This is a genomic window from Peribacillus asahii, assembly GCF_003570725.1.
Classification (GTDB): domain Bacteria; phylum Bacillota; class Bacilli; order Bacillales; family DSM-1321; genus Peribacillus; species Peribacillus asahii.
Genome location: NZ_QWVS01000013.1, coordinates 140333 through 159104, shown reverse-complemented (window position 1 = coordinate 159104; position 18772 = coordinate 140333). Strand labels below are relative to the sequence as shown.

The window sequence follows — 18772 nt, the reverse complement described above, 5'->3', positions numbered from 1 at the left end:
TTGTCAAGAACGCTTAGAAACACAACGATGCGCGTCAAAATGGATGTTGAAACACGAGGCTTAGCAGCAGCGAACAGACAGATTGATGCAACGCGCCGCAACATGGAACAATTGGAACGTACAGCTGATGGTGCCAGTAATGGCATTGATCGTACTAGGGGAACGTTCATATACTTGGACCGGACAATGCGAAATAGTACAAATTCTACAAATGACAATACACGTAGTACAAACCGGAATACAAATGCCCAAGCTGATTTAAATGAATCACTTGCTAATCGTGCACGTCGTACAAGAAGTGCACGGGATGCGCAGAATGATTTAACGAACAGTACCCGCCGTAATGGTGAGGAGTTAATCGGCGCACGCCGTAGATTAGTCGATTGGTCAGATTCTATATCAGATTCTAATCGACGACTTCAAAGATTAGGTAGAACCATTCAAGATACAGGAAAACAAGCTTCAACTTTCGGCCAAGATGTAACATCATCGATGGCCGATGTAACACTCGCTGTTGGTACGGGTGTAGGTTATGCTGTTAAGCAAGCGGCAGACTTCGAGCAGGCGATGAAAGATGTAGAGGCATTGATGTCTGATAGTGAATGGCAGCAATCCGGTAATAAGCTATCTAAAATGGTCACTGAGCTAGGGATGGAAACAAAGTACAGCTCCAACGAAGTTGCTGGCGGTTTGGAAGAGTTAATCAAAGCTGGTGTGTCGACGCAAGATATTCTTGCCGGCGGCCTGAAGGATGCTCTTAATCTAGCAACAGCCGGTGGTCTTGACTTAGCAAAGGCATCTGAGGTTATGAGTACGGCTTTAAACTCGTTCACAAACGATACAATCAGTTCTACTCGTGCCGCGGATCTATTAGCTGGTTCCGCCAATGCTTCAGCAACTGATGTAAAAGAAATGGCGTATGGCTTATCTCAATCTGCAGCAGTGGCCAATAACCTTAAGTTTAGTTTTGAAGAAACATCTACGACTCTAGCAGTGCTAGCTCAAAACGGTTTGAAAGGCTCGGATGCAGGTACATCACTGAAAACGATGTTAATGAACTTGTCGCCACAAACTGATGCAGCTGCAAATCAAATGGCACAATTGGGATTAGGTACTACAAACGTAGCGAATGGTTATAAATTCTTAATTAAACAGGGGATTCAACCAGCATCAAAAGGCTTCGATGATATTTCTGCATCGTTAATGGCTATGGCCAAAGAACAAGCTGGTGCTGGAGCTACAGCTACTAAGATTCAAAAAGAATACGACAAATTAGCAAGTCAATCCGGTTTGGTTTCATCTGCTTTCTTTGATGCAAATGGTCAAGCTAGAGATATGGATGAAATCTTCCAACTGTTGCAAGATTCGTTAAAAGGTCTATCTGACGAACAACAACAAAATGCATTAAAGACCATGTTTGGTACTGATGCTGTGCGTGCTGCTACAATTGCGGCTGACCAAGGTGCAAAAGGCTACAAAGCTATGAATGATGCTATGCAAGATACAACAGCAGCCAGCGTTGCGGCAGAGAAAATGGACACGCTTTATGGTTCATTAAACATGCTGAAATCATCTTCAAATACTCTTGCAACGGACTTTGGTACAGCTTTAATACCGACAGTGAAAAGTGTGACAGAAGGTGTCACAGACTTAACGAATTGGTTTAATAGTTTAGATCAATCGACAAAGGAATCGGCGGCTAAATGGACAATGATTACTTTGGTTGGTGGTGCATTAGTAACTGGATTAGGTTTAGTATCTATTGCAGTAGGAGGCGTTGTTACAGGTGTAGGTACGCTAATCGGTGCGTTTAGTAAGTTGAGAAGTGGTGCTGGGTATGTCGGTAGTTGGTTGAGTGGATCACGTCGCTCGTTTAACAATGAAACAGCTGCTATTAACGCTAACACGGCAGCACTACAACGCAACAATCGAGCTCGCAACAATCTTGGTGGCAATACTACTGGCGGTACAAGCACTACTTCTAGCAACGGTCGTCGTTTAAGTCGTACAGCGCGTGGAGGTACAGCAGTTGGCGGAGCAAGAACGATTCAAAACTTCGGTAACACAGCGAGTAACGTAGCTGATACCACGACAAATGTTGCACAAGGTGCTGGCAGGTTTGCGAGGGTAGGAAAGGTTATCCCGTATGCGGGTGCCGCACTTGCTGGACTATCTTTGGTAGGCATGACAAGAGATACTGCCGGTGAGGATTTAGGTGGATTTGGTGGAGCGTTAGCTGGTGGTGCAGCAGGTGCCGCAATTGGTTCAATCGTTGCCCCAGGCATCGGCACTGCAATTGGAGGTATGATTGGTTCTCTAGCAGGAACTAAATTCGGTAGTGAGTTTGGTGCAACTGTACAAGAGAAATGGCCAGAAATTAAAAAAACGGTCAGTGATTTTACCGAAAAGCATCCAATACTCACACAAGTAGCTACTAATGTTATTCCTGGTGCAACCTTTGTGAAAGGCGCAGCATCAGCGAAAAACGCTTACGATAATGCAGTGAAAGACCCTCTTACCGATAAGATGGACTTTGGTAAAGGGGTATCTGAATCGACAGAAAAAGCATACAACAGTTATAAAAAGCTAAATGACAAAGCGACAGAACAATTGAATTTGTTGTATTGGTCTGGGGAAAAGATTTCAAAGAAAACGGCGAAGTCATTAAAGGCGAATTATGACGATATGGCTGATAGTATTCAGAAATCCATGAAAACAAAGTTCGGTAAATCCGAAAAGACTTTATCCGATTTTATGAAAGACTCCGGTTTTTCCAAAAAAGAACAAAGTGCTATAACCAAAAGCGTTGAAACGAACCATAAAAAGCAAAAAGAAACTGTTGAAAAGTATCAAGAACAAATCAACAAAATTTTGGATAAGGCAGCTAAAGAAAGACGTTCTTTGACGGATAAAGAGCGTAGTGAAATCAACAAGATTCAAAATAGAATGAACAACACGGCTGTCAAAACATTATCAAAGTCAGCAAAAGAACAACGCACAATCATGACAACGTTAAAAGCTGAAAGTAGTGAAATTAGTGCTAAACAAGCTGCTGATGTGGTTAAGCAATCAAAGAAAGCTCGTGACGGTGCTGTAAAAGAAGCCAATAAAAAGTATAAAGACGTAGTTGCGGCAGCAGATGCGGAATATTACGAAAATGGTTCTATTACTAAGAAACAACATGATGACATTATAGCGAAGGCAAAGTCACAGCGTGATAACGCAGTTGCACAAGCTGAAGACATGCATATTAAAGTGGTCGAACAAGCTAAGAAACAAGCGGAAGGTCATATAAAACAAGTAGATTGGGAAACAGGACAAGTTCTTTCAAAATGGGATCAGTTTAAGGTTTCGTTAGCGAAAGTGTACAACGCTGTTACTGGTGCTATTAATAAAGCATTAAAGTTTTTTAATCTTCCGGAGATTCCCACTTGGAATCCTGCTGGATATAGTTCTAGTAAATCCAAAGTTGCTTCTAACGCAAGAGGGACAAATTATCATTCCGGTGGAGCTTCCGTAGTTGGTGAAGAAGGTCCGGAGCTTGCTTACATGCCATATGGAGATGCTTGGATAGTCGGGCAAAATGGAGCTGAAATTGTTGACTTGCCTCGAGGGGCTAAGGTGCTTACTGCGTCCCAAACAAGTCAAATGATGTCTGGTGGATTAAAAGGAACGATGCCGGGGTATGCGGGTGGAAATGGTGGATCGATTAAAGACGCTGCTAGTGCAGTTCTTGATAAAGCGAAGGATACAGCAAGTGGTGCCATTAGCAAAACGAAAGAAGTAGCAGGCAGTGCATTAAATAAAGCGAGTGAAATAACGGACGATGTGATGTCATTTATCGCAGATCCAGCAAGTGCCATTAAAAAAATTATTGCTAAGAATCCTCTATCACATGATATTGGTGGGATTGGTAAAGCTGCTCTCGGGAAAATAAAAGACGGCGCAGTTGACTATTTGAAAGATAAAATTAGTAGTTTCGGTTTTGGTGCTGGTTCTACTGGCGGCGTGGGTATTACCGGCGGTGCGGCGGCTTGGTCGAACATGATTATAAAAGCCGCGGCGCAAATGCAGGTAGCGTTATCTGGTAGTGAATTAAAAGGAATCATTGCGCAAATCCAACGAGAGTCTACCGGTAACGAAAAGATTATTCAATCACCAGCTGTAAACGATATTAATATGAGGAATGGTAACCCAGCGCGTGGATTGCTCCAATATATCCCTCAAACCTTCAATAAATACAAATTGAAAGGTTTCGGGGATATTATGAACGGGTATCATCAGCTACTAGCGTTCTTTAATAACTCAAACTGGCGTAGGGATTTACCTTATGGTCGTTCCGGTTGGGGGCCGACAGGAGCAAGGAGATATGCAACAGGTGGCATTGCTTATAATCCGCAAGTCGCTACTTTAGCCGAGAACGGATGGAAAGAGTTTATCATTCCAACTCAGCCAAGTATGAGAAAAAACGCTCATGCTCTGCTTCAACAAGCGAATCAGGAGCTTGGCCATACACCTCAAGATTCGTCAGAAGGCAGTTACACACCATTAACAAGTGTTGCTAGTTCTTCTGAAGATTCTCGTGCTGCTATTCACTATAATCCTCAAATTACTGTTCATATCGAGGCTGACAGTAAAGGAAATATTGATGAAGCGAAAGTGAAAAGGATGTTTGCTGATTTACTTGAAGATCATTATGATAAATTGATTTCCATTTACGGAATCGGGGTGGTTCGATAATGGCGAAGCTTGGAAATGTATATTTACAGATAACAAGCGAAGATATAAATGATTCAGTAGTAGCCACCTCTTATCCTGTCGAAGAAGGAGTCCCGTTTTCTGATCACGTTCAAGAACAACCTAAATCTATATCACTGAGTGGGTATGTACTAGGCAAGGATTCTAAACAACGTCTGCAGCAATTACGACATTCCATGAAAAAGGGTGAAATACTCAGCTATGTTGGACGTTCAATCCTCAAAAATGTCATTATCTTGAGTATTGATGACAACCGAACGAATGAAACGGCAAATGGTAGTGCAGTAAACATCCAACTACAATTTATTCGTATCGTTAATACTTCGTGGGAAAAGGTGCCGCCTAAGCAAAAAACGCAGCAAAAAAAGCAAACAAACGCAGGGAAAAAACAGCCTGTTGATAAGAAGAAAACAACAGCCGTTTACCATAAAGTGAAGAAAGGGGATACCTATTGGGAGTTGTCACGAAAGTACGGTACATCCATTCCACAATTAAGGAAGTGGAATAAGTATCCTGATCGAGCCATCCCCATTGGCGTGAAATTGAGGGTGAAATAATGAGAAATTATATCCCGTTTGACAAAAACACGATTCCTGAACGCTTTGAAATCGACTTAGCGGAGGAATCGTTTTTTCTTGAAATCAATTACAACGAAATAGGCGATTTCTTTACCATTAACCTTTTCGATGCGGATGAAGAATCACTTGTATTAGGGGAAAAACTCAGGTTAGGCATTCCTTTATGGTCAGACGTTCCTAACCCTAATCTTCCGGCACCAACCCTTATTCCACTTGATCAAAGCGGAAAAGAGAATCGCATCACATTTGATAATTTCGGTGAGACGGTATTTGTTTATATTGATGATGTAGGTGATGAAGATGAGCTCTAATGCGATGTTTGGTCGTGTCATAAAAGTAACGGTAAAGGGCAAGTATTCCACAACCTTCTCTAATAAAGGTTTGGAAATACGTTTTGACGTTCCTTTTGATGATGATTCAAAGCCGAATACAAGCACAGTGGACATTTATAATCTCTCAAAAGATTCGATAAACCGAATGCAAAAAGGAGATACCTGTACAATCCAAGCTGGATATAAAGATGATTACGGTGTGATTGCAGTGGGGAAAATCACAAAAATCCTTACAAATCGAAATGGTGTAGACAAAATCACAACGATTTCTTTTTTAGAAGGAGATGATTATTCTCGGGTTAAAGTCACTTCTAAAACAGCGGACAAAGCAGAAAAAGGAAAGAAGCAAAAATTGAAGATTGCCTTTAAAGCAGGAACGAAGGGGTCAACTATCATCAAAAAAATTTGCAGCGTGTTAGGGATTAAATTAGCACAAATGAAGCTGCCGAAAGATGTTACGTATAAAAAGGGTTATACTGTCACAGGTCAAATATTAAACAACCTGGAAGAAGTCGTGAAAGATTGTGGTGCTGCTCTTTACTATAAGCGAGGGAAGTTAATCATTCGGTCGATTAAAGAAGGTGACGACGAACGATTTACACTTGAAGAAAAAACAGGTTTAATCGGTAGTCCTGAACCTTTCGATGATGAAAACGGAAAAGGATATAAAGTACAATGCCTTCTCCAACATCGGCTGGCTGTTGCATCCATCGTTAAATTGAAGTCCAAAGGAATTGATGGTAAATATCGAGCCAAGAATGGGCGACATTACTGTGATGGCGGTAATTTTATGACGGAAGCGAATGTGATCTAATGGCAAATGATACGAATTTTATCGACCTATTAGAAAGGCGAATCAAGTTATCTATCCGTACACAAGCACCAGCGAGGGTTATATCGTTCAATGAAGAGAAGCAAACGGCAGACGTTGAGCTTCTTTTTTTATCGGTTGATACAGATGGAGATACCGATAAATACCCTGTTCTGCAAGATGTCCCGATTCTTGGTATGCGGTATAAGATTTCTCATCCCATTCCTGCAAATATTGCAGGATTAACAGGGGCGTATGGTGGGGTTGATGGTTCGAATGGGATAATCCATACGAAAAACGAAATAGAATTCAAACCATTTCTAAAGAAAAATGATGTGGTCTTTGTAGAATTTGCGGAAAGAGCACTCGATAATTTAAACGGCACAACTCCTTTTGATCCCGAGTTTAACCGGACTCATGACCAGAGGGATGCTGTAATAACAGGAATATTAAACTTTGCTCCATAAGGCGGTGATAACATGTTTTCTCCCAAAATAGTGGATGGAGACTTAGTGATTGATGAAAACGGTGATATCGTCATGGTGGAAGGTGATGAAGAATTGGCCCAGTCCGTACGGATGATTCTCGAAACTAGAAAAGGAGAGTTTTTTCTTGAACCGGACCATGGCTTGGTTTTCGATAACCTTTTAGGGAAAGAAGCCGACCTAGCAAAAGCTCATGAAGATATCGTTGAAGCAGTTTTACAAGAAGAGAGAATTGCCTCTGTTGAAGATGTTATTTTTACGGATAATCCACAAGAACGGACTAGATCTGTTTCTCTGGAAATGAAAAAAACAGACGGAGGAACACTTTCTTTGGAGGGGGTGAATATAGAATATGCTTGATGAAAATGGCTTTAAGAAAAAAACATACGCTGAACTCATTGAGGAAATGGAAGCGAAAGCTAGAGAAGGATTCGGTGAAACAATTAATCTATCACCACGTTCTTTCCTTGGTATCTTAATACGTCTTTACGCATGGTTTTTAGCTATCGTATGGCAGGTAATAGAGAAGGTTTATAACAACTCATTCCCTGGCACAGCTGAGGGGGTTTCTCTTGATCGAGCCGTAAGATTCAAGGGTATTAGCAGGAACCTCGAAGAGTATGCTTATGGAAAAGTGAAAATAAGAGGAACACCTGGAGCAACCATAGAGACTGGTTTTATTGTAGGCACGAAAAATAATATTTATTTTGAGACAACCGAAGATGCCGTTCTGGATGAAATAGGGGAAGCTATCGTAGAGATTTATGCAGAGGAAAAAGGAACGCAAGGGAATGTGGCTGCGGGCGAAATTACAGAGATTTTATATCCCGATCCAGAAGTAGTTTTTGAGGTTATTAATTTAGAACCAACAGCGGGTGGCACGGATAGAGAAACAGATACAGCTTTATACACTAGATATCAATCCTATCCTCCTAATAAAGGTTCATCTGATTTAGAAGGCATTCAGGCTGAACTGTTAGAGGTGCCTGGTGTTCGTGATGCTATTGTAAGCCAGAATACATCAATGGTAGAGAAGGATGGCATTCCTCCTAAATCTATTGCCCCATTTGTGTTTGGTGGCACAGATCTCGATGTGGCAAAAGCCATTTTTGGGAGAAAATCTGGTGGGATACAATCATTCGGTTCGACTGTAGTAGAAGTTCTTGATTCAAAAAATATCAAGCATTATATCGGGTTTACCCGGCCTGAAATCATTCAGATTTATGTACGGGTGGCTTTAACAAAGAAAGCTAATTTTCCATCCGATGGGATAGAAATAGTACGTTCTCAAATCTTAAATTATATCGGTGGGGAAAGTGAGTCCGGCACAGAATATCCGGGTCTTGGACTGAAACAGAATGTGATTATTAACCAAATTGTCTGGTCTATTATAGAACTAAATATTGTAGATGATGTGACAGTTGAATTAAGTACGGATGGAGTAACATACGCATCTGGAAATATCACAGTGCTTGACGGAAAGGTTGCGAAAACGAGTTTTGATAAGGTTGTGGTGTCATGATTTTTTTAGATAACATTCTCTCAAAACTTACGGATGCGTATAAAAAGACGAAAGAAAGTAAGATTGGTAAATTAATATCGATTGTTTCTTCACAGTTAGATGATATTGATAGCACATTGAACCGTATGGAGGAATGGCGAGATATTGATTTAGCGGAAGGCAAAGCATTAGATCGATTAGGTCAAGAAATCGTTGGAGAATTCCGAGGCTTGTCTACCGATGAAGAGTATCGCTTGAAAATAAAGACAAGAATTGTGACAAACTTTTTATCAGATGGGGACATCGAGAGTATAAATCAACTCCTACAAATCTATTTGAATGAGTATTTTATTAGTGCCCAAGAAGGGTGGAGTCTTAAAGGAAGCCCTTTTGACGGGGAACCAGCCATGCTTTTTATTACGGTAAAAGGCGATGGTAATCCATACGGCATTCCCTTTTCTGACTTAAATCGAGTGGGAATAGGCGGAATAGGTACACAATGGCAATATCTCTTGGAAAGAGAATTAACTGCAGCCGATGAATACCAACGCTGGATGTATCCATTTGAAAACTACGCTGGCCACATGATGGCAGGTGGGGAACAAATCACAAATGGGAATGCACTTTATCAAGCATCTTTAGACATTAGAGGTGCTTATTCCAAAGCGGATAACCCTTATCTAATCTGCGGGGACTATGTTTCTGGAGACAATATCAGCAAGGATTACAACTCCAACTTTGAACTAAGTGGGGTTTATTCGTCGTTTTTACAAATCTATCCGATTTGCGGGAATTTTGTTGCAGGAGAGGTGATTTAATGGCTATTACAACTGGTGGACATACCAAAATGAAAAACTGGCTAAAGGGCTTTATCAAAGAAGGTCAGTACACGGTGGGTGGAGTGAAATACAAAACGCCCATCTATAAAACAGATTTAACAGGTGACGTTATTACGATTTATCTGTATTTAGATGATACAGTGAGCGGCACGATTACGAAATTTGAGTTGTTAGACCAAGACGGGGCCGTATTCGATGATCAACCAGATAACATCGTAAAACCAAATATAAACGGTTTACTCATTTCTTTTAAATACACATTAAAGAGAGTTTAGGAGGTAATTGAATGCCTTATTCACAAAAACAATGGCAAGATCGTATTAAAGATGCACAAGGAAACATTATTCAAGAGGGAACGCCTTTTAGTGCTGGTAACATGAATCGGATGGAGCAAGGGATTGCTGATGCACATGCACAGTTAGAAGAAGCGGGTCGACAAAAACAAACGTTAATCCACGGTTTGAGTGTTTTAAACGGCGGAGTCGATGCTCCAGTTAACATCGAAATTGAAGGCTGTACACGAATCCCAATGCAAAACACGGTACTCGATCCGTTGAAATATTATGTTTTAGCCGACAAACGAACAAAACTTAAATGGGCAGATGCTTCTATTACAGCAGGGGTAGCGAAGTTTACAGCAAAGGCAGAGCGTCCAACATTAATCCGCGTTGCTAATTTCGAGGGGAAAGTCGCGGGAATTACGTTGGAAAATCCGCATAATGCCAAGTATAAAATAACAGACACTATCCTTGCTATTCCTCCATCGTTTTCATCAGAGGTTAGTCAAGGGGCGTATAGTAATTTATATTCCTTAAATTCTGCTAATTCCGTTCACGGAAGCAGCGTCAACGGAGGTATCGCGCAACACCTATTCTCATTCGATATAATCGCAGAAGTAGAACGCCAATTAGGCCGCATCCCGCGCTCGACAGTTGCGGATAAGGTGCAGTGGCTGAAGGATAATGTTTCAAAAATTACATGTAATTGGCATGGCTTCGGATCGTCCGTTGGTGGAAATAAAGCTAGTTTAAAAGTATGGCTCAACGCTAGTAACGTTTGGTCTACAACTGTAGCAACTACAACTAACGCGGCTGTTTCTAAGTTGGCTCTTAATACAACTGCCGAGCATAGTGATTCTAATGGATTCCTTCACTTCCTAGCCTACGCCGAACCAACGGACGGCAGTGCAACGCCATCTTTAATCAACACCGATTACGTCGAACTAGAAATCGAACTAAAACCGGAGGCCATCCTACATGCTCCAAGAGTGCCGTTATACGAGGTAACGAAAGAGCATTATGATGCAATCAACGTAACGATGCTAGAGGATGAGGTTTTACGCCGTTATCCATCAGTTGAAGGTGTGCAGCATTTGCAAAATCCGTACATCATGGCAGAGGGTGAGAATTTATTGCCGCCGTTTAGTGAGTGGACGTTGAACCCTAACGCAAAAATTCTAAGCCAATATGAATTAGAGTTGAACGCCACAGCAAGCGGGCAAATTTCATCTGTCATAATCCCTGTTAAAAAAGGTTTTTCATACACCGTTTCAGGCGAGGGCATGTATTACGGAAGAAAAGAAAGTGCATCCGGTGCGATCGTTCTTACTACAAGCACCAAGACATTCACCGCGGACAGCGATTTTAATTTATATTTTTACACTTTCAACAGTGAGGCAGGAACGTTCTTGTTCAAAAACCCAATGCTCACACTAGGCGCAACAGCAAAACCATTCGTACCACAAAATAAATCTTATGCATTGTTCGAAACAAAACTAGGAAAAATCGGAGATGTTGCGGACCGTTTATTTGAACAAGATGCCAAGTATTTCAAACGCAAGGTGATTGAGGATGCTGTTTTGGATGGTTCTTCAACATGGTACGTTACGGATGCCGGTGGATATAAACTTTTTTGGACACCTATCGCGAGCAACGGTAAAGGATTAGGGGTTGTTTCTAAACACAACGGCGCACTGTTAAAAATCACTACAGATGCTTACACCGGAACGGATAAAACAGGTGATTTGGCTTATCCACGCGACAATAACTTTGTATTTCTTACAGTGTCCGACCAAGATACAGGATTTGCGGAAACATACACACCGACAGGGGACGAAATTAAAGCTTATTTCAATGGTTGGAAAGTGAAAACGGTCGATCCAACAACATTTAAACCGACAGCATGGGTATCCGTTGTTGATGGCACAGATGCACCAACGCAAACATTGGATTACGTCAAGGCGAACAAAGCAGCAAATTACACGCCGTACAAACTGTCTTATGTGTTAGCGATTCCGAAAGTTGAGGAAATCCGTTCAGAGGGTGCAATTAGCGTAAACGGATTAACACAAGTTGAAGTTGGTGGCGGGGTTGTCATGAAGGAGACGGCAACAGCGTTCCAATTCTCTAGTGCGGGGAATATAACAAACGGGTATGTTCTAAACTCCGCGTCCAATAACCCATTGGCATATCAAGCGGAAAAAATAATCGCGGTTTATAAAAACGGCATAGTCGATAGAGATTGGGTTGTGCAAACTTCAAATGCATATGGTAAAGTCAGGGTCGCTATTGAGCCGAGCAAATACGAGGCAACAGCAAAGTACGAAATTCGCTACATTGTTAATAATCGCCAAGCTTTCACATCCAGCCCGGTGAATGTATCAGCTCAATTTGCCAACAATGTCCGGTCAGCTCTTGAAGATGCGACGAAAAAAGTTGAGGATAATACAACAGCAATTTCAGTAAATACAAATATTTTGTATGATGTGTTGAAAAGATTAAAAGCGGGGGGCCTCTAATATGGATGAGTTGTTGCAAAGAGTATTACAGCAGTTAGGTAAAACACCAGAAGAATTTGATCAAGATGTTGAGGAAATGCGCAAGCAGTCAAACCCGGAAATGATGGCTAATTTAATTGCTATGCTGATGCAAAATGCAGAGTTTACCGCTATGATGCTATCAACATTAATGATGGAAAATGCTGATTTAAAATCAAGAGTTGAAAATTTAGAAGGGGGGCAACCTGTATGATAAACATGTATACAAGCGCCGTAAAATATGGATATATGACAATTGATCAAGTACCAACGCAATATCGCCTACAAGTTGAAGAAGCACTAAACCCGCAAACACCTGCTCAGTAAGGTGTATTTTTTATGACTTAAAAAGGAGTGTTGGAAAATAGAATTTTTCAAAGGCTGCATGTGGGGAGCGTTATTATCCATTCCAATGTGGATTATCATTATTTTCGTCATACAATCTCTATTAAATTAATCAACAACTTCATGATTTAAGAAATGCCCTGTACCGAGCAGAGAGATATGTAAAGGGTAGGGTTATTCCTATTTAATTGAATATAAGGTTATTAAAGTGATTTATTTTTAAAATAAGTAAATTTTATAAGACATCAGCACCGTGTGACATTATTCGACAAAATATTTAATTAGTAAGGTTATACTATCGACAACTTTCGACAAATGGTTTATATTATACGTAGAAAGCAATCATGTTGCGTTGATTGTTTTCTTTTTACTCATTGAGACAGCCAGTTTCCTTCAAAACTGGCTGTCTTTTTTATTACATCATGACCTGAGTTGCCCCGAACCGATCGGGGCTATTTTTATGTAAAGCAGGTGTACGAATGGAGAACTTTTTTCAAATCACAATTGCTACAATTGGTGGCCTTATAGGATGGTTAGTTGGCGGATGGTCCGTCTTATTAACAGTACTTTTAATCTTAAATACATTTGATTTTATTACAGGTATGGCAGCGAATTGGGGGCAAATATCGAGCAAACGTGGCTATGAAGGTATTATAAAAAAGGGCATGATGTGGGTATGGATTGTTGTGGCTAATCTTATCTATCTAGTACTAGACCATCAAGGGTTGAAAATCGGTGGAGTTATTCCGAATGCTGTTGCAATCTTATTTATTTTAAATGAAGTAGCTTCACTTGGTGAGAACAGTGCGAAACTAGGTATTAATATTCCAGAGCCAGTGCAAAAAGCATTGGCTATTTTCGATAAAAATGAAAAGGGAAAGGAGAATAAATAATGGTCAACGTGTTATCAAAGCAGGGGCTAATTAAGATTTTTATTGACCCGGGTCACGGCGGTAAAGATCCAGGAGCAGTTGGAAATGGATTGCTTGAAAAAGATTTAACCTTAAAGATTGCTAAACGAGTAAAAGAACTATTAGCTGCATATGAAGATGTAGAAGTAAAAATGAGTCGTACAGGAGATACTTATCCGACACTATCAGAACGAGCAAAGACAGCAAATGTTTGGGGAGCTGACTTCTTCTTATCTATTCATATCAATTCAGCTTCTAAAACATCAACAGGTTATGAAGATTATATTTACACGAAAGCTTCAGCGAAATCGAAAGAATATCAGAAAATTATCCATGCTGAAATCATGAAGAAAATCAAAGAATATGGAGTGCGTGATCGCGGCCTACAAACAGGGAATTTACAAGTTTTAAGAACAACGAATATGCCAGCTTTACTGACAGAAAATCTTTATATCTCCAATCCTGATGAAGCTGCTATTTTGAAAAAGGCTGCATTTATTGAAGATGTTGCACAAGGTCATGTAAACGGGATTGTTACAGCATTCGATTTGAAAAAGAAGAAGGCTGATGACAAGGAATATCACACAGTCGTAAAAGGTGATACAGTAACAAAAATCGCTAAAAAGTATGGCACGACGATTGTAAAAATCAAAAGCTGGAACAAGCTTGATGATAAGTACACGGTTCGCATTGAACAAAATTTACGGGTGAAGTAAATGTTAAAAATCCTTCTCTTAACTTAAGAGGGGGATTTTTTTGTTTAAACGTATTAAGTTTACAGATATATTCGATGTTAATTTTGAAGAAAACAACTAATTCTGTTAATTAGAATGATTTACGTTCAAACAAACTGGACATAAGGTATAATTAGAAAAAATAGTGAAAAAGGTGTGGGTAAAATGTCTTTTGAACAGTTAATAAAAGGAAGTAAATTGCCTGTTTTATTTATAGGCTCTGGATTTAGCAGAAGATATTTAAATTCTCCTGATTGGGAGCAATTGCTGATAAAAATATATGAATTTATTGGTAAACAGAAAATAGATTATGTAGCGCTAAAGTCCAGAATTAAAAACAAGGCAGAAAATAGAAAACTTGGTGATGGAGAAGTAAATTCCATTATTGCAGAAGAACTTGAAGAGGAATTCAATAATTATTTTTATGAAAGTGATTTAGTAACAGAGTACTCTGAATGGGTTGAGCAAGAAGTTAACCCATTTAGAATGTGTATTGCTACAATTGTCGGGCAGCTAAGTATTTTGAAGGAAAAAGAAGCTGAAATTGAAATTTTTAAAAGTTTAAAAAATAAAGTTATGTCTGTAATTACAACTAATTATGATACTTTAATAGAGTTGTTATTTTCTTTGACTAAAGAAAGTACATTTATTGGGCAGCCGCAACTTTTTAATCCGAACTCATTGGAATTAGGGGAACTATATAAAATTCACGGGTGTATAACTGAACCGGATAATATAATAATTACCAAAAGTGATTATGATAATTTCAAGGAAAATGCTAAATTATTTAGTGCCAAGTTATTAACTTTGATATCTGAAAATCCAGTGGTGTTTATTGGATATTCAATAAATGATCCTAATATGCAGCAAATATTGACTGATTTAGTTCGCTGCCTATCACATTCACAAATAGAAAGTCTAAAAAATCACTTTTATTTAATAGAATTTGATAGTGGAAATCAAGAATTAGTTGAAAAACAATTTTTATTTAAAGCAAAGGCTTATAATGGTGAGGAAACAGTATTTCCTATCTCTGTGATTAGTACAGATAATTACGGAGAGGTTTACACAAAGCTGTCAAATTTAACTCCATCTATGAACATTAACACTGTAAAGCAAGTAAAGCGCATAGTTAAAGATATAGTAATACAGTCAGTTGAATCTAATCAAAAGACAGATGATGTTATGACTATATTCATGGATGACGTAAGTAAATTATCAGAAACTCATCAGAAGTTTGCTATAGCCGTAGGTAATGTTAAAGACATAAACAATGCTTATGGGTACAATCTCCGTCCTATCGAAGATGTGTTAGAAGACGTGCTATTTGATAATAAGAATTTGAACAGTAAGAGGTTAATTGAAGAAACATATGAGTTGGCATACTTTAAGATTAACCGTAAATTACCGATATATAAGTATTCAAAGGATTTAAGTGCGAAAGAAATTAACGCCTGTCCTAATGTAAATCATTATCTTAATTCTCATAATACTAAAAAACATTATTTAAACAATAGTATTATAAAGTCTTTACAGAATGTTCAGGTAAGTAATGACATAAAAGATATGCCGCCTTTGGAGATTAATTACCGGAGAACGTATTTGTGGATAATTAAAAACTTCGAAAATTTACCAATTGAAGAACTTAGACTTATTCTGCAAAAGGAATTTCAAGGATATTCAGATTTTAATAGTAATAGGCAAAGTGATTATCGAAGATTAGTCGCAATATATGACTTATATAAATTCAAAGCATAAAAATAACCCTATGGAGTGTTCATATTTCAATTAATATGAATTCCATAGAGTTATCTGATGCTTTAATATTATATGCTCATTATATAAGTGTTATGTTAGGTAGTCAATGGTTAAAAAGAAAAATTCATGGCGATTGGCTTATTTAACAATTTTATTTGGATCAGCAATCCTGAAAGCTCACCTGAATAGGTGGGCTTATTTTTTTATGTCAAATCCATGAACTCAAAGGATTTGCTCTCTCCAACGCTGAATTATTCAGAAAAGGAGAGGTGATACATATGAAGAAACTACTTGAAATCCATTGTTGGGATTGTCGCCTGAGACTGGAACCAGACGATGTAGTTAACATGGATGAAATCTACACGTTAACACACGATTTTTGCAATTCGATGGGGTTCGAAATTGAAGATACGGGGACGTATGAGGAGATAGCGAAAAGACACCCGTACTATTATAAGAAGTAAGGGCCATTTTTGATTGAGAGGGGGATTTTTGTCTAGACTTTGTTGAATTTTTACATATTTATATCTATGGAAGTATGCTACTCTTATACTGTTGAAAATAGTATAAATCGAAGGAGAAATGGTAGCATGAAGCAATCGAAGAAAATGGTTAGTATAGTAATGATTGCAGTTTTAAGCTTTTTTAGTCTTTTAGTTGTAGAAAGTGCAGAAGCGAAAGCTGGGAAGAAATTTACTGTTTCATTAAAGAAATGTACAGATGGGGATACGGCTCAATTTACTAAAGTAGGTAAAACTCGTTTCTTGTATATCGACACACCGGAAAGCACAAATAAAGTAGAATCTTACGGAAAAACAGCAGCAAAATACACTTGCGATAAGTTGACGAAAGCCAAAAAAATCGAATTACAATACGATGGCACTAAAAAAGATAAATATGGTCGAACACTCGCATGGGTATGGGTTGATGGTAAATTACTTCAAAAAGAACTAATCAAAAAAGGTTATGTGAAAAAGTTCTATGATTACGGCACATACTCTTACGAAAAAGAACTAATTCAATTACAAAAAGAAGCTCAAAAGAAAAAAATAGGGTATTGGAGCAAACACAAACCTTCATCATCCACTACAAACAACAATACATCTAATAAAACAAGCTTTAAAAACTGCACAGAATTACGTAAAGTCTATCCAAATGGCGTATCTAAATCACATCCAGCCTATCAAGCAAAAATGGATCGTGATAAAGACGGATATGCTTGCGAAAGATAAAAAATAGTTGTTGAATAGTAATTGAAAGGTAAAAAAGCCCTTACTCGGTTGAAAGGGCACTGAAAAAGTCTATTTTTGAAAAACAAGAAAGCAATTACCTACTATATGTAGATAACTGCCTTCTTTTATTTACTGTATATTGATGGAGATCTCTGTTCATCGTTCAAAGAAACCACTTTTTCAGTGGCCTCCTCGGTTGAGTAGGGGCTTTTTTACCTTGTCTATAAGAGGTACCATCAACAATTTTTTTTAACTAAAGCTAATAGTTAGCTATCCATGAAGCTCTGCTTCACCACAAAAAATATGTAAGAAAACTAAGTTCTTAGATGGTAGTTAAATGAGAATATTCTCTTCGAACTGTGAATTAATTTAGACCTAAACTTTCCTCGAGATTTCCAAGTTATTTAAATGAATTATCAATTTCTAAATCTACTTTTCTATTTCACTGATATCCAGAAAATGAACGTATCCATTTGTCCCTACATATGGACCGTCTAAAACTTTAACATAATCTATACGGTGGTCTTCTGTTGTTCCATATTCGACCTTTGTACCTTTTTCCAATACTATGCCATTTTCTCTTGCATGTTGGATTCCTTCTTCATTACCATTATCAACTGAAAGACCGTAAAACCAAGCATCATCTTCACTTTGAACAAGGATTGTATCAGCATCAGTAACACCTAAATTCAGCGATGGTTTTGAATCGGCGGAAACAGTTTCTTCTTTTTTGGTAAAATGAGTTACTGTTTTGTACCCTATAAAGGAAAGTATAATAATCATTATTATTGAAATATTCGCCAATAGAATTAATTGTTTTCTTCTCACTTTTTTTTCTTGTTGTTTACGTTTTTCTTTATCTCTTCTCACTCGTTCTCTATATTCTTTTCTTTCTTCTTCAGTCAATTCTGAATGTCTTTTGTATGCCACTTCTTAATCCCCAATCTAATTAATATATAATTTTTAATTACTTCAATAATTTTTTCTTATTCCCACGAGATTCAAATTTAATTTCTGTCTCCAAAATCTGCACTTCTTTATGCCGCGATATGTGTCAAAAGGGGACATAAAGGAGTCATTTCTCTTCTTAAACTTAATTTAAGTACAAACTTTCACAATCTTACTAGAGTAAAGCCTAGGATTCTTCTTCTAAATGCAACAAGCTTGATGATTATATATTCAGATTGACTAAAAGTTACGTGTGAAGTAAAGCCCTTACTTGTTTTGAGTAGGGGCTTTACTTCCCGCAATTAAATCTCCCCATAATTCTTCAACACTTATATCCAATACTCGAGCAATCCGAAGTGCTGCTGGTAACGTCGGAACTGATTTCCCTCTTACAATTAAGCTGAAAGCGCCACGTGATAATCCTGCTTTTTCAGCGATAAACCCCTGCTTCAATCCTCGTTCATCAAGTATCTTTTTTAATTTTGTCTCCATTCTGATCACCTCATTATTTTTATATTCGATAAAAATTTTGCTTGTCCTTTAAACTTTTTAGTTATAGGACAAATCACGCCCTCAATATACATTTACAAATTCACAAAAACATACGGAAACAAGTTCGCAGCAACATGCGTTTTCTATGTTCGTTTAACGATTCGCTGTATGAATATGTAGGTGAACCTTACGGGTTCAACCCTTGTAAAGGTTCCGGCACTTATTTCAGCATT

19 protein-coding genes are annotated in these 18772 nt (G+C 38.5%); 17 read left to right on the top strand and 2 right to left on the bottom strand.

The genetic code is table 11. The features are described from left to right. From D1953_RS06975 to D1953_RS06900, 17 genes are all read left to right on the top strand, one after another. Entirely contained in the window at positions 1-4740 is a 4740-nt protein-coding gene (locus D1953_RS06975) for a phage tail tape measure protein (RefSeq protein WP_119116447.1), read from the top strand. Further along, positions 4740-5315: a LysM peptidoglycan-binding domain-containing protein gene (locus D1953_RS06970; RefSeq protein WP_119116446.1), complete on the top strand. Its 576-nt coding sequence runs from the start codon at positions 4740-4742 to the stop codon at positions 5313-5315. Before D1953_RS06975 ends, D1953_RS06970 begins: the two co-directional genes overlap by 1 nt. After that, positions 5315-5647: a phage baseplate plug family protein gene (locus tag D1953_RS06965; protein WP_119116445.1), complete on the top strand. Its 333-nt coding sequence runs from the start codon at positions 5315-5317 to the stop codon at positions 5645-5647. Before D1953_RS06970 ends, D1953_RS06965 begins: the two co-directional genes overlap by 1 nt. Next, positions 5631-6482: a phage protein gene (locus D1953_RS06960; RefSeq protein WP_119116444.1), complete on the top strand. Its 852-nt coding sequence runs from the start codon at positions 5631-5633 to the stop codon at positions 6480-6482. Before D1953_RS06965 ends, D1953_RS06960 begins: the two co-directional genes overlap by 17 nt. Beyond that, entirely contained in the window at positions 6482-6946 is a 465-nt protein-coding gene (locus D1953_RS06955) for a hypothetical protein (protein ID WP_119116443.1), read from the top strand. Before D1953_RS06960 ends, D1953_RS06955 begins: the two co-directional genes overlap by 1 nt. A 12-nt stretch (positions 6947-6958) precedes the next feature. After that, the gene (locus tag D1953_RS06950) at positions 6959-7324 is read left to right on the top strand and encodes a DUF2634 domain-containing protein (protein ID WP_119116442.1); all 366 of its coding nucleotides are present in this window, start codon (positions 6959-6961) and stop codon (positions 7322-7324) included. After that, a complete protein-coding gene (locus D1953_RS06945; RefSeq protein ID WP_119116441.1) occupies positions 7317-8486 on the top strand; it encodes a baseplate J/gp47 family protein in 1170 nt (389 codons plus the stop codon). Before D1953_RS06950 ends, D1953_RS06945 begins: the two co-directional genes overlap by 8 nt. Continuing rightward, positions 8483-9283, top strand: coding sequence for a hypothetical protein (locus D1953_RS06940; protein WP_119116440.1), 801 nt, complete (start codon positions 8483-8485; stop codon positions 9281-9283). The genes D1953_RS06945 and D1953_RS06940 overlap by 4 nt, the downstream gene beginning before the upstream one ends. Beyond that, the gene (locus D1953_RS06935; RefSeq protein ID WP_119116439.1) at positions 9283-9579 is read left to right on the top strand and encodes a hypothetical protein; all 297 of its coding nucleotides are present in this window, start codon (positions 9283-9285) and stop codon (positions 9577-9579) included. The genes D1953_RS06940 and D1953_RS06935 overlap by 1 nt, the downstream gene beginning before the upstream one ends. An 11-nt stretch (positions 9580-9590) precedes the next feature. Beyond that, positions 9591-12101, top strand: coding sequence for a hypothetical protein (locus tag D1953_RS06930; RefSeq protein WP_119116438.1), 2511 nt, complete (start codon positions 9591-9593; stop codon positions 12099-12101). Position 12102: 1 nt separating this feature from the next. After that, entirely contained in the window at positions 12103-12333 is a 231-nt protein-coding gene (locus D1953_RS06925; RefSeq protein ID WP_119116437.1) for a hypothetical protein, read from the top strand. Beyond that, on the top strand, positions 12330-12446 hold the full coding sequence (locus D1953_RS21935) for a CD1375 family protein (RefSeq protein WP_281271531.1): 117 nt from the start codon (positions 12330-12332) through the stop codon (positions 12444-12446). The genes D1953_RS06925 and D1953_RS21935 overlap by 4 nt, the downstream gene beginning before the upstream one ends. A 497-nt stretch (positions 12447-12943) precedes the next feature. Beyond that, positions 12944-13357: a phage holin family protein gene (locus D1953_RS06920; RefSeq protein WP_119116436.1), complete on the top strand. Its 414-nt coding sequence runs from the start codon at positions 12944-12946 to the stop codon at positions 13355-13357. Continuing rightward, positions 13357-14091 (top strand): N-acetylmuramoyl-L-alanine amidase, encoded by a 735-nt coding sequence (locus D1953_RS06915; RefSeq protein WP_119116435.1) that lies wholly within the window; start codon positions 13357-13359, stop codon positions 14089-14091. Before D1953_RS06920 ends, D1953_RS06915 begins: the two co-directional genes overlap by 1 nt. 183 nt (positions 14092-14274) lie before the next feature. Continuing rightward, complete coding sequence (locus D1953_RS06910) at positions 14275-15867, top strand: SIR2 family protein (protein ID WP_119116434.1); 1593 nt, start codon at positions 14275-14277, stop codon at positions 15865-15867. Between the two features lie 278 nt (positions 15868-16145). Continuing rightward, positions 16146-16331: a hypothetical protein gene (locus tag D1953_RS06905; RefSeq protein ID WP_119116433.1), complete on the top strand. Its 186-nt coding sequence runs from the start codon at positions 16146-16148 to the stop codon at positions 16329-16331. 126 nt (positions 16332-16457) lie between these two features. Then, the gene (locus tag D1953_RS06900) at positions 16458-17099 is read left to right on the top strand and encodes a thermonuclease family protein (RefSeq protein WP_119116432.1); all 642 of its coding nucleotides are present in this window, start codon (positions 16458-16460) and stop codon (positions 17097-17099) included. A gap of 429 nt (positions 17100-17528) precedes the next feature. Here the strand turns inward: D1953_RS06900 and D1953_RS06895 are convergent, their stop codons facing one another. Together D1953_RS06895 and D1953_RS06890 are read right to left on the bottom strand one after the other, a co-directional pair. Next, positions 17529-18029: a hypothetical protein gene (locus tag D1953_RS06895; RefSeq protein WP_119116431.1), complete on the bottom strand. Its 501-nt coding sequence runs from the start codon at positions 18027-18029 to the stop codon at positions 17529-17531. Between the two features lie 285 nt (positions 18030-18314). Further along, entirely contained in the window at positions 18315-18539 is a 225-nt protein-coding gene (locus D1953_RS06890) for a helix-turn-helix transcriptional regulator (protein ID WP_119116430.1), read from the bottom strand. Between the last annotated feature and the right edge of the window lie 233 nt (positions 18540-18772).

Coding starts and splice junctions, on each gene's coding strand:
- D1953_RS06970 (WP_119116446.1), top strand. CDS start 4,740: ATGGCGAAGCTTGGAAATGTATATTTACAGATAACAAGCGAAGATATA.
- D1953_RS06965 (WP_119116445.1), top strand. CDS start 5,315: ATGAGAAATTATATCCCGTTTGACAAAAACACGATTCCTGAACGCTTT.
- D1953_RS06960 (WP_119116444.1), top strand. CDS start 5,631: ATGAAGATGAGCTCTAATGCGATGTTTGGTCGTGTCATAAAAGTAACG.
- D1953_RS06955 (WP_119116443.1), top strand. CDS start 6,482: ATGGCAAATGATACGAATTTTATCGACCTATTAGAAAGGCGAATCAAG.
- D1953_RS06950 (WP_119116442.1), top strand. CDS start 6,959: ATGTTTTCTCCCAAAATAGTGGATGGAGACTTAGTGATTGATGAAAAC.
- D1953_RS06945 (WP_119116441.1), top strand. CDS start 7,317: ATGCTTGATGAAAATGGCTTTAAGAAAAAAACATACGCTGAACTCATT.
- D1953_RS06940 (WP_119116440.1), top strand. CDS start 8,483: ATGATTTTTTTAGATAACATTCTCTCAAAACTTACGGATGCGTATAAA.
- D1953_RS06935 (WP_119116439.1), top strand. CDS start 9,283: ATGGCTATTACAACTGGTGGACATACCAAAATGAAAAACTGGCTAAAG.
- D1953_RS06930 (WP_119116438.1), top strand. CDS start 9,591: ATGCCTTATTCACAAAAACAATGGCAAGATCGTATTAAAGATGCACAA.
- D1953_RS06925 (WP_119116437.1), top strand. CDS start 12,103: ATGGATGAGTTGTTGCAAAGAGTATTACAGCAGTTAGGTAAAACACCA.
- D1953_RS21935 (WP_281271531.1), top strand. CDS start 12,330: ATGATAAACATGTATACAAGCGCCGTAAAATATGGATATATGACAATT.
- D1953_RS06920 (WP_119116436.1), top strand. CDS start 12,944: ATGGAGAACTTTTTTCAAATCACAATTGCTACAATTGGTGGCCTTATA.
- D1953_RS06915 (WP_119116435.1), top strand. CDS start 13,357: ATGGTCAACGTGTTATCAAAGCAGGGGCTAATTAAGATTTTTATTGAC.
- D1953_RS06910 (WP_119116434.1), top strand. CDS start 14,275: ATGTCTTTTGAACAGTTAATAAAAGGAAGTAAATTGCCTGTTTTATTT.
- D1953_RS06905 (WP_119116433.1), top strand. CDS start 16,146: ATGAAGAAACTACTTGAAATCCATTGTTGGGATTGTCGCCTGAGACTG.
- D1953_RS06900 (WP_119116432.1), top strand. CDS start 16,458: ATGAAGCAATCGAAGAAAATGGTTAGTATAGTAATGATTGCAGTTTTA.
- D1953_RS06890 (WP_119116430.1), bottom strand. CDS start 18,539: ATGGAGACAAAATTAAAAAAGATACTTGATGAACGAGGATTGAAGCAG.